Annotated in this window: 12 protein-coding genes; 5 read left to right on the forward strand and 7 right to left on the reverse strand. The window is 75.7% G+C overall.

Going from position 1 to position 14,238, the window contains the following annotated elements; translation table 11 throughout:
* Positions 1-38: 38 nt before the first annotated feature.
* Positions 39-1,052: a lipoyl synthase gene (gene lipA / locus FBY24_RS14875; RefSeq protein ID WP_142161749.1), complete on the reverse strand. Its 1,014-nt coding sequence runs from the start codon at positions 1,050-1,052 to the stop codon at positions 39-41.
* A gap of 163 nt (positions 1,053-1,215) precedes the next feature.
* On the opposite strand from lipA, the gene FBY24_RS14880 reads away from it, so the two are divergent.
* Positions 1,216-1,719 (forward strand): flavodoxin domain-containing protein, encoded by a 504-nt coding sequence (locus FBY24_RS14880; RefSeq protein ID WP_142161751.1) that lies wholly within the window; start codon positions 1,216-1,218, stop codon positions 1,717-1,719.
* 10 nt (positions 1,720-1,729) lie between these two features.
* Here the strand turns inward: FBY24_RS14880 and lipB are convergent, their stop codons facing one another.
* Positions 1,730-2,392, reverse strand: a complete 663-nt coding sequence (lipB, locus tag FBY24_RS14885; RefSeq protein ID WP_142161753.1) for a lipoyl(octanoyl) transferase LipB — start codon at positions 2,390-2,392, stop codon at positions 1,730-1,732.
* 9 nt (positions 2,393-2,401) lie between these two features.
* The gene (locus FBY24_RS14890; RefSeq protein ID WP_142161755.1) at positions 2,402-2,917 is read right to left on the reverse strand and encodes a MarR family winged helix-turn-helix transcriptional regulator; all 516 of its coding nucleotides are present in this window, start codon (positions 2,915-2,917) and stop codon (positions 2,402-2,404) included.
* A 48-nt stretch (positions 2,918-2,965) separates the two neighbouring features.
* Here FBY24_RS14890 and FBY24_RS14895 point away from each other — a divergent pair, with 48 nt between their 5' ends.
* From FBY24_RS14895 to FBY24_RS14905, 3 genes are all read left to right on the forward strand, one after another.
* Positions 2,966-5,263 carry an MMPL family transporter gene (locus tag FBY24_RS14895; RefSeq protein ID WP_255432421.1) on the forward strand — a complete coding sequence of 766 codons (2,298 nt, stop codon included), beginning with the start codon at positions 2,966-2,968 and terminating at the stop codon, positions 5,261-5,263.
* A gap of 70 nt (positions 5,264-5,333) precedes the next feature.
* Positions 5,334-6,383, forward strand: a complete 1,050-nt coding sequence (locus tag FBY24_RS14900; protein WP_142161757.1) for a Gfo/Idh/MocA family oxidoreductase — start codon at positions 5,334-5,336, stop codon at positions 6,381-6,383.
* A 43-nt stretch (positions 6,384-6,426) separates the two neighbouring features.
* Positions 6,427-7,938, forward strand: a complete 1,512-nt coding sequence (locus tag FBY24_RS14905; protein ID WP_142161759.1) for a hypothetical protein — start codon at positions 6,427-6,429, stop codon at positions 7,936-7,938.
* On the opposite strand, the gene FBY24_RS14910 is transcribed toward FBY24_RS14905, so the two are convergent.
* The 3 genes from FBY24_RS14910 to lpdA form a co-directional block, all read right to left on the reverse strand.
* A complete protein-coding gene (locus FBY24_RS14910) occupies positions 7,910-8,812 on the reverse strand; it encodes a TIGR01777 family oxidoreductase (RefSeq protein WP_142161761.1) in 903 nt (300 codons plus the stop codon). The genes FBY24_RS14905 and FBY24_RS14910 overlap by 29 nt on opposite strands.
* A 112-nt stretch (positions 8,813-8,924) precedes the next feature.
* Positions 8,925-10,694 (reverse strand): 2-oxoglutarate dehydrogenase, E2 component, dihydrolipoamide succinyltransferase, encoded by a 1,770-nt coding sequence (gene sucB, locus FBY24_RS14915; protein WP_142161763.1) that lies wholly within the window; start codon positions 10,692-10,694, stop codon positions 8,925-8,927.
* Between the two features lie 28 nt (positions 10,695-10,722).
* Complete coding sequence (gene lpdA, locus FBY24_RS14920; RefSeq protein WP_142161765.1) at positions 10,723-12,105, reverse strand: dihydrolipoyl dehydrogenase; 1,383 nt, start codon at positions 12,103-12,105, stop codon at positions 10,723-10,725.
* Between the two features lie 224 nt (positions 12,106-12,329).
* Between lpdA and FBY24_RS14925 the strand changes: the two genes are divergently transcribed.
* Positions 12,330-12,698, forward strand: a complete 369-nt coding sequence (locus tag FBY24_RS14925; RefSeq protein WP_142161767.1) for an oxidoreductase — start codon at positions 12,330-12,332, stop codon at positions 12,696-12,698.
* Between the two features lie 58 nt (positions 12,699-12,756).
* Here FBY24_RS14925 and FBY24_RS14930 read toward each other — a convergent pair whose 3' ends face one another.
* Complete coding sequence (locus FBY24_RS14930; RefSeq protein WP_142161769.1) at positions 12,757-14,235, reverse strand: leucyl aminopeptidase; 1,479 nt, start codon at positions 14,233-14,235, stop codon at positions 12,757-12,759.
* Positions 14,236-14,238 lie beyond the last annotated feature (3 nt).

Below are 14,238 nucleotides of genomic sequence, written 5' to 3' on the forward strand. Positions count from 1 at the left end.
CCGCCGGAGCCCCGGCCCGACCGCCGGGCGGTTCCCGTTCAGCGGGCGGCGGAACGGGCCAGCAGCGCCGACGCCTCCTGGCGCGCGGTGGTCGGCTCGCCCAGGTGGGCGAGCGCGGCGGGCAGCTCCTGGCCGCGGTGGCGCATGGCCTGGCCCCACAGGCGCCCGGCGCGGTACGAGGAGCGGACCAGCGGCCCCGACATCACGCCCAGGAAGCCGAGGCGCTCGGCCTCCTGCGACAGCTCGACGAACTCCTCGGGCCGCACCCAGCGCTCCACGGGGTGGTGGCGCACCGACGGGCGCAGGTACTGCGTGATGGTGATGATGTCGCAGCCCGCGTCGTGCAGGTGCGCCAGGGCGTCCTTGATCTCCTCGGTGGTCTCGCCCATCCCGAGGATGAGGTTCGACTTCGTCACCAGGCCGGCCTCGCGGGCGGCGGTGATCACCGACAGCGAGCGCTCGTAGCGGAACGCGGGCCGGATCTTCTTGAAGATCCGCGGCACGGTCTCGACGTTGTGCGCGAGGACCTCCGGGCGTGAGGAGAACACCTCGGCGAGCTGGTCGGGGACCGCGTTGAAGTCGGGGATCAGCAGCTCGACGCCCGTGCCGGGGTTGACGTCGTGGATCTGCCGGACCGTCTCGGCGTACAGCCACGCGCCGCCGTCGGGCAGGTCGTCGCGGGCGACGCCGGTGATCGTCGCGTACTTCAGGCCCATCGCCTGCACCGAGGACGCGACGCGGCGCGGCTCGTCGGTGTCGAGGTCGGCGGGTCGGCCGGTGTCGATCTGGCAGAAGTCGCACCGTCGCGTGCACTGGTCGCCGCCGATGAGGAACGTGGCCTCGCGGTCCTCCCAGCACTCGAAGATGTTGGGGCAGCCCGCCTCCTCGCAGACCGTGTGCAGGCCCTCGCGGCGCACCAGGCCCTTGAGCTCGGAGTACTCCGGACCCGTCGTGGCTCGGGTACGGATCCACTCGGGCTTGCGCTCGATGGGGGTGGCGGCGTTGCGGGCCTCGATGCGCAGCATCCGGCGGCCTTCGGGCGCGAGTGTCACCGCGTCAGCGTAACCCGCGCGGGGTGCGCCCGACGCGGTGGGACGGTGTGACGGGGACCTCCGTCCCGTGCACGAGGTGCGCCGGACGGGTGATCCTGGGGGTCAGGTGTCGACCGCGCGGGGGCAGAGCAGCGTCCGGCGTGCGACCACGAGGAGGTGGGGCATGCGCGTCCTGGTGAGCGTCGCGTCGCGGCACGGTGCGACGCGGGAGATGGGTGACGTGGTCGCGCAGGTGCTGCGCGACGCGGGTCACGACGTCGAGCAGGTCGAGCCCGACGAGGTCGAGCGCGTGGACGCGTTCGACGCGGTCGTGCTCGGCTCCGCGGTGTACGTGGGACGGCTCGCGCTCGGCCTGCGCGACCTCGTGGACCGGCAGGCCGGCCAGCTGCGGGCCCGGCCCGTGTGGCTGTTCTGGTCGGGCCCGATCGGGGACCCGCCGGTCCCGGCCACCGTCCCGGACGACGTCACCGAGATCGCGCAGGCCGTCGAGGCGCGGGACGTCGCGGTGTTCCCGGGGCGTCTGGAGCGGTCCGAGCTCAACATCAGCGAGCGGGCGCTCGTCGCGCTCGTGCGGGCCGAGCCCGGGGACTTCCGCGACCTGGACGCCGTGGGCACGTGGGCGCAGGGCGTCGCACGGGACCTCGCGCGGTCGGCCCTGGAGGCCTGAGCAGGGCCGGTCAGCCGACAGGCGCGGCGGCCAGCAGCGGTGCGAGCGTCGTGGTCAGGTGCTCGCGCACGAGCGGCACCACCTCGGCGATGGTGACCTCGCGACCCGTCTCCAGGCTGAGCGTGGTCACGTCGGCGTCGCTGATGCCGCACGGCACGATGCGGTCGAACTGGGTCACGTCCGCGGTGCAGTTCAGCGCGAAGCCGTGCATCGTCACCCCGCGCGCCACCCGCACGCCGATCGCGGCGACCTTGCGCGCGCGCCGGCCCGTCGCGGTGTCCGCGGGCAGCCACACGCCGCTGCGTCCCTCGACGCGCCCGGCGACCACGCCCACCTCGGCGCACGTGCGGATCAGCGCCTCCTCGAGCGCGCGGACGTAGCGCACGACGTCGACCGGTGCGCCGAGCCGCACGATCGGGTAGCCGACGAGCTGCCCCGGCCCGTGCCACGTGATCCTCCCGCCGCGGTCGACGTCGACGACGGGCGTCCCGTCGGTCGGCCGGTCCCACGACGCGGTCCGCCGGCCGGCCGTGTACACCGGCTCGTGCTCGACGAGCAGGACGGTGTCCTCGCGCGTGCCCGCCACCACGGCGGCGTGGACGTCGCGCTGCTGCTGCCACGTGGGCTCGTACGGCAGCAGCCGGGTGCCGAGGTCGAGAGGCTCGAAGCGCATGGGGGCAGGCTAGCCCCGTCCTCGGGGTGCCCCCGGCGGGGTGGTGGGCGCACCGGCCTCCGGGGCGCCCTCGGGCGTGCCCTGCTCGTCGCCCAGCACCACGGTGACGAGGATGCTGCGCAGGTCCTCGAGCTGGTCGGGGGTGAGCACGCCCAGCACGGACTCCTCCGCGGGGCGCGGGTCGGCCGAGGCGACGAACGCCTCGCGCCCTGCCTCGGTGATCGCGATCACGTGCCGCCGCCGGTCGTCGGGGGCGGGGGAGCGGTCGACGTAGCCCGTGCGCTCCAGGCGGGCCAGGATGCGGCTCATGGTCTGCTCGGTGACGCTGCACGACGCGGCCAGCTCGCGCTGCGACATCGGACGCCGTGACAGGTGCACCAGCACCGGGTGGCTGGCGTGGTTGAGGTCCCAGGCCGCCAGGTGCGCGTTCCACCGGCGCTCGATCTGCCGGGCGGCCGCGGACAGCAGGCGGCCCACCGGCCAGTGGTCGGGGCCCGGCCCCGCTGGTCCTCCGGACGTGCTCATCCCTGCCTCCGCTTGCCTCGACGACCGCCGCACCCCATCATGCTCAGCATGCTGAGGAATTCGTGGGTGCGCGCGTTGGCGGTCGCCGCCGTGCTGGTCGTCTGGCTGGGGCTGGGCGGCGTCGGGGGCATGGCCCAGGGTCGTCTGTCCCAGGTGCAGACGAACGACGCGGCGGCGTTCCTGCCCTCGTCGGCGGAGTCGACGCTCGCCTCCGAGCTGGACGCCGACTTCACCGACGCCCAGACCCTACCCGCGCTCGTCGTGCTCACCCCCGCGGACGGCGGTGACGTCACGCCCGAGCAGACGGCCGACGTCGCCGCGCTCGCCGCCGCCTTCGTCGAGCGCCCCGGACCGGGCGGCGAGGGCACGTGGGCGGACGACCTGGACGGCGACCTCGCCGTCATCCCGTCCGAGGACGGCAAGGCGCTCCTCGTGACGGTCCCGCTCGACGCCACGGCCGCCGAGCGGCTCGTCGAGGAGGAGCGGGTCTCCACGCTCCTGGTCGAGGACCTGCGTGCCGCGCTCGACGAGGACCTCGGCGCCACGGCGACGACCGCCGGCGACGCCGGCCTCAACGCCTGGGTCACCGGCGCGGCCGGGTTCATCGCCGACCTCGGCACGGCGTTCGCCGGCATCGACGGGCTCCTGCTGCTCGTCGCGCTCGGCGCCGTGCTGCTCATCCTCGTGGCCGTCTACCGCTCGCCGTTCCTGCCGTTCGTCGTCATCCTCACCGCCGTGTTCGCGCTGTCGCTCGCCGGGCTCGTCGTCTACGAGCTCGCCGACGCCGGCGTGCTCGTCCTCAACGGCCAGTCCCAGGGCATCCTGTCGATCCTCGTCGTCGGCGCCGCCGTCGACTACTCGCTCCTGCTCGTCGCCCGCTACCGCGAGGAGCTGCGCCACGCCGCCCACCCCTGGGCCGCCATGCAGCGCGCCTGGCGCCGGTCCCTCGAGCCCGTGCTCGCGAGCGCCGGCACCGTCGTCGCCGGCCTCCTGTGCCTCCTGCTGTCCCAGCTCGGCTCCAACCGCAGCCTCGGCCCGGTCGCCGCCATCGGCATCGTCGCCGCCCTGCTCGCCGCGCTCACGCTGCTGCCCGCGATCCTGCTCGTCGCCGGCCGTCGCTCGCGCGCGCTGTTCTGGCCGCGCGTGCCGCACCTGGTCGCCGACCCCGCCCAGCCCGCCACGCACGGCGCCCACGCGTCGGCCGTCGCCGCCGACCCCGCCGAGGCCACCGGCCTGTGGGCCCGCTGGGCCCGGTTCGTGGCCCGCCGCGCGCGCCCCGTCTGGGTCGTCACCGCCCTCGTGCTGGTCGCCGCCGCCGCGTTCGCCCCGACGTTCCGCGCCGGCGGCACCAGCCAGACCGACGTCTTCCTCACCGACGTCGACTCCGTCGCCGGTGAGGAGGTGCTCGCCGCGCACTTCCCGGCCGGCGCCGTCCAGCCCGCCACCGTCTTCGTCGACGAGGCCCTCGCCGCCGACGTCGTGGCCGCCGCGCAGGACGTGCCCGGCGTCTCCTCCGCCGCGCCCTACACCGGCGTCCCCGCCGGGGTCCCGGGCGCCGACCAGGCCGAGCCCGTCGTCGTCGACGGCACCGTCCGCATCGACGTCGTCACCGACGCCGCGTCCGACAGCCAGGAGTCCGTCGACACCGTCGCCGACCTGCGCACCGCCCTGCAGGACGTCGCCCCCGACGCCCTCGTCGGCGGCCCCGCCGCCCAGACGCTCGACACCCAGGACGCCAGCGTGCGCGACCTGCGCGTGATCGTCCCCGTCGTGCTGCTCGTCATCCTGCTCATCCTCATCGCGCTGCTGCGCTCCGTGGCCGCCGGACTGCTGCTGATGGGGGCCAACGTGCTCTCGTTCGCCGCGGCGATCGGCGTCTCCGCGATCGTGTTCGACCACGTCCTCGACCTGCCCGACGCCGACCCCGTCGTCCCGCTCTACGGGTTCGTGTTCCTCGTCGCCCTCGGCGTCGACTACTCGATCTTCCTCATGACGCGGGTCCGCGAGGAGTCCTTCCACGTCGGCACCCGTGCGGGGGTCGTGCGCGGCCTCGCCGTCACCGGCGGCGTCATCACGTCCGCCGGCCTCGTCCTCGCCACCACCTTCGCCGCGCTCGCGGTGATCCCGCTGCTGTTCCTCGCCCAGCTCGCGTTCATCGTCGCCTTCGGTGTCCTCCTCGACACCTTCGTGGTCCGCTCGCTGCTCGTGCCCGGGCTCGTCCACGACCTGGGTCGGCGCACCTGGTGGCCGGGCGCCCTGTCGCGCCGCCCCGAGCACGGCACGCACGCCGCACCCGACGCCCCCGCCGCGGGGAGCGTCACGGCGGGCGCGGGCGCGTCCGACTGAGCACCGGCCCGGCCCGACGGCGTCCCGTCGGGCCGGGCCGGTGCCACGGCGGCGTGGGAGAGTGTCGGGCATGGAACCGTTGCGCGTCGGGCTGGTCGGGTACGGGGGAGCAGGACGGGGCATCCACGCACGACTGCTGCGGGAGGCTGGCCACCACGTCACCGCGGTCGTGACCCGCAGCCGCGGGGAGCAGGTCCACCAGGACTGGCCCGACGCCCTCGTCGTGCCCGACGTCGACGCGCTCCTGGCCGGCGTCGACGCGCTCGACCTCGTCGTGGTCGCCAGCCCCACCGGGGAGCACGAGGCGCACACCGCCGCCGCCCTGCACGCCGGTGCGCCCGTCCTCGTCGACAAGCCACTCGCGCCCACCACCGAGGCCGCGCAACGCCTCGTCGACCTCGCCACCACCCTGGACGGGCGACTGACCGTGTTCCACAACCGGCGCTGGGACCCCGAGCAGCTCACGCTGCGCGCGCTCCTCGACGCCGGCGCGCTCGGCCGCGTCCACCGGTTCGAGCGCCGCTGGGAGAGGTTCCGGCCCGAGCCGCAGCAGCGCTGGAAGGAGCAGGACGTCACCTCCGGCGGACTCCTGCTCGACCTCGGCGCCCACCTCGTCGACTCCGCCACCCAGCTCTTCGGGCCCGTGCGCCGCGTGCGCGCCGAGATCCGCTCCCTGACCACACCCGCCCCCGACGACGTCTTCCTCGCCCTCGACCACGCACCGACCGAGCCCGGTCACCACGTCGTCAGCCACCTGTGGGCCGGCGGGCTCGTCGGCGCCCCCGGCCCGCGCACCCGCGTCCTGGGCGACCGTGGCGCGTACCTCGTGACGAGCTTCGAGGGCGAACCCACCCCGTTCGCCGTGCTCGACGACGCCCAGGACGGGGGCAGGCGCCCCGGCGAGGCCCCGCACGAGGGCTGGCTGGTCCGCGGCGCCGAGCGCACCCCGGTGCCCCGGGCCCCGGGCGGTCACGCCGACGTCTACCGGGCCGTCGCCCGCTGGCTGCGCGAGGACGGCCCCGTGCCCGTCGACCCCCGCGACGCCGTCACCACCGCCCGCGTGCTCGACGCCGCCCGGTCCGCCGCGACGAGCGGGGACGCGGTCCACCTCGACGGCTGAGGCGCGTCCGGCCCCCGGTCGGCCCGTCCCACGGGGAGGGCCTGTGGACGAGCCGCACGCGCCGGTCGCCCCGTGGGGTGAGATGCACGACGTGCACGCGCCCCCCGCCCCCCAGGACGTCGTCGAGCTGCTGGCCGCCCGCGGCTACCGCGTGGCCTGCGCGCTCGGCGCCGACGGCTCCCGCTGGGTCGCCACGGCCGTGCACGACCCCGCCCAGCCCGACGTCGAGGTCCAGCTCCTCGCGGCGCCCCTCGACGACGCGCTCGCGGCCCGTGCCGCCGTCGCGCTCGGCGTCGAGCACCCCCACGTCGCCGCCACCTGGGACGCCGTCGCGCTCGGCGAGGGCCGCACGGCGCTGCTCGTCGAGCACGTGGAGGGCACGACGCTCGCCGACGTCCGCGCCGCCCGGGCACCGCTGACCGACGCCGAGGCGGCGACCGTCGCGATCCCGCTCGCCCAGGCCCTCGACGTGCTGCACGCGGCCGGGGCCGTGCACGGAGCCGTGGGGGCGGACCGCGTGGTGCTGCGTGCGGACGGGTTCCCCGTGCTGGTCGACGGCCGGGCCGGGCTCGTGGGCCAGGGGTCGCCCGCCGGCGACCTGCGCCGGCTCGTCGTCGCCGTCCTCGCCGTGATGGCACCCGCCGAGGCCTACCTCGCCGCCGCCCTCGACGACGGGCCGTCCCTGCGCGACGACCTCGAGGCGCTGCTGCGTGCCGAGGACCTCACCGGGGCGCGGGTGGTCGACACCTGCTTCGCGGCCGTCACGCCGGACGGTGTGCAGATGCCGGACGCCGGGGCGCTCGCCGGGGCGTCCGTGCTGCGGGCGGAGGTCTCCGCCCGCACGACCGGCGTCCGTGGCCCCGGTGCCCCGCTCCCGCGCCGCACCGACGGTCGCGAGCCGCGGCCCGGTGCGGGTCGGGTGCGCCGTCCCCGCCGCCCGGTGGTGGTCGTCGCGGCAGCCGTCGCCGGGGTGCTCGTGCTGGGTGCCGGCGCGTGGGGCGTCCTGCAGCGGACCGCCGCGGCGTCCGCGGGGGACCACGTCGCGTCGGCGGGGGACACCCCGGCGGCGGGCGCCGCCGCACAGGCGCCCGCGGCCGGCGGCACGGCCGCCGTGGCTGCGGACGTGGACGCCGTGCACGACCGCGAGGACCCCGCGTCCGCGGCGGCGGCCCTGACCCGGCTGCGCGCCGCAGCGCTCGCCGAGCCGTCGGCCGCCGCGGTCGCCGGGGTGCACGTCGCCGGCTCACCGGCGCTGGCTGCGGACGTCGCGCTGCTCGAGGCGCTCGACGGCGCCAGCTCCGAGGGGCTCGCGGTCGAGGTCGCCGACGCCGCGGTCGTCCCGACCGGCTCCGGGTCGGGCACCGGGACCGACGGGTCGGACGACGTGCTGGTCGCGGTGACCTCGACGACCGGCGCGCACACCCGGGTCGCCCGGGACGGGACGCGCACCGCCGTCCCCGCCACGCGGCCCACCACGGTCGACCTGCTGCTGCGCTGGACCGCGGACGGGTGGCGGGTGCAGGACGTCAGGACGCCCGCCGGGACTGCTCCCTGACCCACGCCGCGGCGGTGCGGACGTCCGGGTGCCGGGGGGTGAACCCGCTCGCGGTCAACACCTGCGGGACGGCCCGGATCGATCCGACGACCTCGGAGGCGAAGTCCTGCAGGACGAGGCGCAGCACGGCCTCGGGGGCGGGCACCGTCAGGCGGGCACCCCACTCGCGGGCCAGCGCGTCCAGCACGTCCGCGTGCCGGTCCGCGGCCGCGAGCAGGTTCACCGGGCCGTGCACGTCGGCGGTCAGCAGGTGCTCGATCGCGCGCACCTCGTCCTCGAGCGTGATCCACGACCACCACTGACGGCCTGATCCCAGCCGTGCGGCGACCCCGGCCCGCAGGGGCAGCAGCAGGCGCGACAGGGCGCCGCCGTGCGGGCTGAGCACGATGGACGTGCGCAGCAGCGCCACCCGAGCGCCCGCGTCCTGCGCGGGTCGCGTGGCGGCCTCCCACTCGCGGACGACCTCGGCGAAGAACGTCGTGCCGATCGGCTCGTCCTCGGTGAGCAGGTCCTCGCCCCGGTCGCCGTAGGCCCCGATGCCGGAGCCCTGCAGCAGCACCCCCGGCCCGTCCGGCAGGCGGGCGATCGTCCGCGACAGCAGCCCGGCGGTCTGCACGCGGGAGTCCACGACCTCGCGCTTGCGGGCCCGCGTGAGCGGCCGGGTCCCGACGTTGACGCCCGCGAGGTCCACCACCGCGTCGGCGCCCGCGAGGGCCGCGGGGTCGAGCTCGTCGCGGGCGGGGTCCCAGCGGATCTCCGACGGTGACGAGGGCGCCCGCCGCACGAGGCGGACGACGTCGTGCCCGGAGGTGGTCAGGTGGCGGCACAGGGCTGTCCCGATGAGGCCGGAGGACCCGGCGACGACGACGCGCATGCCACACCGTAACCGTGCGGCGCGCGTCGCGCCCGACGCGGTGGTGGCGGACGCGCGACGGGCCGCGCCCCTGGTCAGGGGCGCGGCCCGTCGGCTGCGCGGAGAGCGGGTGTCAGAGGCCGACCTCGGCCTCGAACGCCCCCTCCTCGATGCGGTTCTTCACGGCCATGAGGTACCGCGAGGCGTCCGCCCCGTCGACCAGGCGGTGGTCGTACGACAGGCACAGGTAGCACATCGACCGGATGGCGATGACCTCCTCGCCGTCCGCGTCCTTGACCACGACGGGCCGCTTGACGATCGTGCCGGTGCCGAGGATCGCGGACGTGCCGCCGGGGACGATCGGGGTGTCGATGATCGCCCCGCCCGAGCCGGTGTTCGTCACGGTGAACGTGGCACCGCTGAGCTCGTCCGGCGTGACCTTGTTGGCGCGCGTGCGGCCGGCGAGGTCGGCGACCTTGCGGGCGATGCCGGCGAGGTTGAGGTCACCGGCGTCACGGATCACCGGGACGACGAGACCGCGCTCGGTGTCGACCGCGATGCCGACGTTCTCCTGGCCGTGGTACGTGATCGTGCTGCCCTCGAGCACGCCGTTGACCTTGGGGTAGGTCTTGAGCGCCTCGACCGCCGCCTGGATGAAGAACGGCAGGAACGTGAGGTTGACGCCCTCACGCGCCTTGAAGTCCTCCTTGGCGCGCGCACGCAGACGCGCGACCTTGGTGACGTCGACCTCGACGACGGTCGTGAGCTGGGCCTGCGTGTGCAGGGCCTCGACCATGCGCTCGGCGATGATCTGCCGCAGCCGGCTCGCCTTCTCGGTGGTGCCACGCAGCGGCGAGACCTCGGCGACGGCGGTGCGCTTCGGGGCGGCCGGTGCGGCAGGGGCCGGTGCCTTGGCCGCCTCAGCCTTGGCGGCCTCGGCCTTCGCGGCGGCCTCGAGCACGTCCTCCTTGCGGATCCGTCCGCCGACGCCCGTGCCGGTGAGCGTGGACACGTCCACGCCCTTCTCCGAGGCCAGCTTGCGGACGAGCGGGGTGAGGTACGAGCCGCCGGCCGCGGGGGCCGCGGGCGCCTTCGACTCCGCGGACGCCGCCGCAGGGGCGGGTGCCGCCGGAGCGGCCGGTGCCGCGGGGGCGGACGGGGCCGGGGAGGCAGGTGCGGACGTCGCCTGCTCCGGGGCCTTCTCCTGCTCCGGGGCGGGCTCGGGCGCCGTCTGCGGGGCGGGAGCCGGGGCGGCCGACGTGCTGCTCGCGGCGGCGCCGGACCCGACGACGGCCAGCACGGCGCCGACCTCGACGGTCTCGTCCTCCTGGACCCGGATCTCCTGCAGCGTGCCGGCCACGGGCGAGGGAACCTCGGTGTCGACCTTGTCGGTCGAGATCTCCAGCAGGGGCTCGTCGACCTCGACGGTGTCGCCGACGGCCTTGAGCCACCGGGTCACGGTGCCCTCGGTCACGGACTCGCCCAGCGCCGGGAGGGTGACCTCCTGGCCGCCGGACGCGCCCGCGGGGGCCTGCTCCTGCTGCGCGGCGGGCTGCTGCGCGGGCTCCTCGGCGGCGGGCTGCGCCGCAGGCGCGGGCTCCGGCTCGGGCGCCTGCTCCTGCGCGGGCGCCTCCTGCGGGGCGGCGTCGCCGGAGCCCGCACCGGAGCCGTCGCCGACGACGGCCAGCACGGCGCCGACCTCGACGGTCTCGTCCTCCTGGACGAGGATCTGCTCGAGGACGCCCGCGACGGGCGAGGGCACCTCGGTGTCGACCTTGTCGGTCGAGATCTCCAGCAGGGGCTCGTCGACCTCGACGCGGTCGCCCACGGCCTTGAGCCAGCGGGTGACGGTCCCCTCGGTGACGGACTCACCGAGGGCGGGAAGCTGCACGTTCTCGGACATGGCCGCTCGTCTCTCCTTCGTCTTCAGGTCAGTTGTGGGCGTGCAGCGGCTTGCCCGCGAGGGCGAGGAACGCCTCGCCGAGGGCCTCGTTCTGCGTGGGGTGCGCGTGCACGAGGGCGGCGACGTCCTCGGGGTAGGCCTCCCAGTTCACGATGAGCTGCCCCTCGCCGATGAGCTCGCCGACGCGCGCCCCGATCATGTGGACGCCGACGACGGGGCCGTCCTTCTGCCGGACCAGCTTGACGAAGCCCTGCGTGGCCAGGATCTGGCTCTTGCCGTTGCCGCCGAGGTTGTACTCGAGGGTCTCGACGCCGTCGGCGCCGTAGATCTCCTTGGCCTTCGCCTCGGTCACGCCCACCGACGCGACCTCGGGCTCGGAGTAGGTGACGCGGGGGATGCCGGACTCGACGATCGCCGGCGGGTTGAGCCCGGCGATCTCCTCGGCGACGAAGATGCCCTGCTGGAAGCCGCGGTGCGCCAGCTGCAGGCCGGGCACGATGTCGCCGACGGCGTAGATGTTCGCGACGCCCGTGTGCAGGCGCTCGTTCGTGATGACGAAGCCGCGGTCGAGCGTGATGCCCTGCTCCTCGTAGCCGAGGCCCGAGGTACTGGGCCCCCGGCCCACGGCGACGAGCAGGAGGTCGGCGTCGAACGTCTTGCCGTCCTCGAGCGTCACGTGCACGCCGTCGTCGTCCTGCGTCACGCCCTGGAACCGCACGCCGAGGTTGAACGCGATGCCCCGCTTGCGGAAGGCGCGCTCGAACGCCTTGGAGATCGCCTCCTCCTCGTTGGGCACGAGGTGGGGGAGCGCCTCGATGATCGTGACGTCGGTGCCGAACGACTTCCAGACGCTCGCGAACTCCGAGCCGATGACGCCGCCGCCGAGGATGATCGCCGAGCGGGGCACGTAGTCGAGGGTCAGCGCCTGGTCCGAGGTCATGACCCGGCCGCCGATCTCCAGCCCGGGCAGGGAGCGCGCGTACGAGCCGGTGCCGAGCACGATGTGCTCGCCCGTCAGGGTGCGGTCGCCGACCTGGACGGTGTTCGGCCCGGTCAGCGTGCCCCAGCCCTCGACGACCTCGATCTTGCGGGACTTGACCAGGCCCTGCAGGCCCTTGTAGAGCCGGCCGATCACCGAGTCCTTGTACTGGTTCACCCCGGCCATGTCGATGCGCTCGAGGTGCGTGTGGACACCGAAGCTCGCACCCTCGCGGGCGGTGTCGGCGACCTCGGCGGCGTGCAGCAGCGCCTTGGTGGGGATGCACCCGCGGTGCAGGCAGGTCCCGCCCACCTTGTCGGCCTCGACGAGGGCGACGGTCTTGCCGAGCTCTGCGGCGCGCAGCGCTGCGGCGTACCCGCCGCTGCCTCCGCCCAGGACGACGATGTCGAAAGCGGTGCCGGTCTCGGCCACGTGCACACTCCTCGCAGGCGGTGGGGTCTGGGGCTTCCGGCCCATCTTGTCATCCCACCTGCGCCCGGACGAACCGGCCGGGTCGCGTGCCGGTGTGAGCCCGCCGACAGTCGTCCCATGTGTCGCGGGCGTCGGGGCCGCCGGCGCGGCACCCGGGTGATCCCCGCTCGTCGGTCGCCGCACGTCCAGCGGACGTCCAGGGACGGGTCGTAGGGTTGCTGCCCATGGGGCTCTTCTCCCGCCGACGCCGGCCGGCCGCCGACGCGCCGACCGACCGCGAGGCGCGCACCGCGACCGTCGAGTACCTGCGCGACTTCGTCCGCACCCGCGTCGGTGTCGAGGCCTACGTCGAACCTGCCACGAACGTCACGCCGACCACGGTCATGCTCGTCGCGACCGACGGGGAGTGGACCCGCCGCAAGGTGCCGGACGGGCAGGCCGCCGCGCGGCTGGCCCGCGACCTCGACATCCCGGTGTACGACGTGCAGCGCACCGGCTACCCCCAGCGGGTCCGCGACTTCAACACCCGCCGCCGCCTCGAGCGGCGGCGCCAGCAGCGCGCCTCCGACCAGCGCGCCTCCGACGCCGTCTGACGACGCGGAAGGGCCCCGGCAGGTGCCGGGGCCCTTCCGCGTCGTGCTGCTCGGGACGTCAGGCCCGGTCCTCCAGCAGGCGCAGCAGCGTGCGCACGGCCACCCCGGTGCCGCCGACCGGGGTGTAGCCGAACGGTGCGCGCTCGTTGAACGCGGGGCCGGCCACGTCGAGGTGCGCCCAGGGAGTCGTCCCGACGAACTCCTGCAGGAAGATCCCGGCCGTGAGCATCCCGCCGAAGCGGTCGGCGATGTTCGCGATGTCCGCGACCTTCGACTTCAGGCCCGCACGCAGGTCGGCCGGCAGCGGCATGGGCCAGAACTGCTCGCCCGCGGCGCCCGCGGCACGCACGACCGCGTCCCGCGCGTCGTCGGTGCCCATGACGGCCGAGACGCGGGCGCCCAGGGCCACGAGCTGCGCGCCGGTGAGCGTCGCGACGTCGACGACGAGGTCGGGGTTCTCCTCGACGGCCGCGACGAGGCCGTCGGCCATGACCAGGCGGCCCTCGGCGTCGGTGTTGAGCACCTCGACGGTCTTGCCGCCGCGGATCGTGATGACGTCCGAGGGGCGCTGCGCCGTGCCGGACGGCATGTTCTCGGCCAGGCAGAGCCAGCCCGTCACGGCGACCGGCAGCCCGAGGCGCGCCGCAGCCAGCACCGTGTGCAGGACGGCGGCGGCACCGGCCATGTCGGACTTCATGGCCTCCATGCCGGCGGCCGGCTTGATGGAGATGCCGCCGGAGTCGAACGTGATGCCCTTGCCGACGAGCGCCACCGTGGCCTTCGGGCGCGCCGGCGCCCACGCGACGCGCACCAGGCGGGGCCCGCGGGCCGAGCCCTGGCCGACGCCGACGAGGCCGCCGTAGCCGCCCGCGGCCAGCGCCTTCTCGTCCAGCACGCTGATCTTCAGCCCGCGCACGCCCGCGTCCTTGACGGCGGCGCGCGCCACGTCGGCGAACGCGGCGGGGTACAGGTCGTTCGGCGCGGCGTTGACCAGGTCGCGGGTCGCGTGCACCGCGGCGGCCACGACCTCGGCCCGGGCGAGGGCCGCCTTGGCGCGCTTGTCGCGGGCCAGCGGGGTGACGACCTCGATGCTCCCGACCGGTCCCGCCGTCTCCGGGCCGTCGCCCGTGCGGTAGCGCGTGTAGGTGTAGGCGCCGAGCAGCGCGCCCTCGACCACCGCGGCGACCTCCTCCTCGTCGCCGGCGGGCAGCGCCAGCGCGACCGAGCCCAGCCCGGCGAGCTCACGGGTCGCGGCGCCCGCGGCGCGGCGCAGCGTCTCGGGGGTGACCGCGTCGAGCGGTCCGACGCCGGTCAGCACGAGCACCGTCGCGGGCAGCCCCGTTGCCGGCACGCGCCGGACCTCGTCGGCGCCGCCGGTGACGGCCAGCGCCCGGGCGTCGCGCACGAGCGCGGCCTGCAGGTCGGCGGGCAGCCACGCGGCGTCGAGCAGCTCGGGGGAGCCGTCACGGGTGCCGACGCCCACGACGACGGCGTCCACGGTCAGGTGGGCGGGGTCCTTGCTGGTCAGCGTGATCACGCC

The organism is Cellulomonas sp. SLBN-39 (assembly GCF_006715865.1).
Lineage (GTDB): Bacteria > Actinomycetota > Actinomycetes > Actinomycetales > Cellulomonadaceae > Cellulomonas.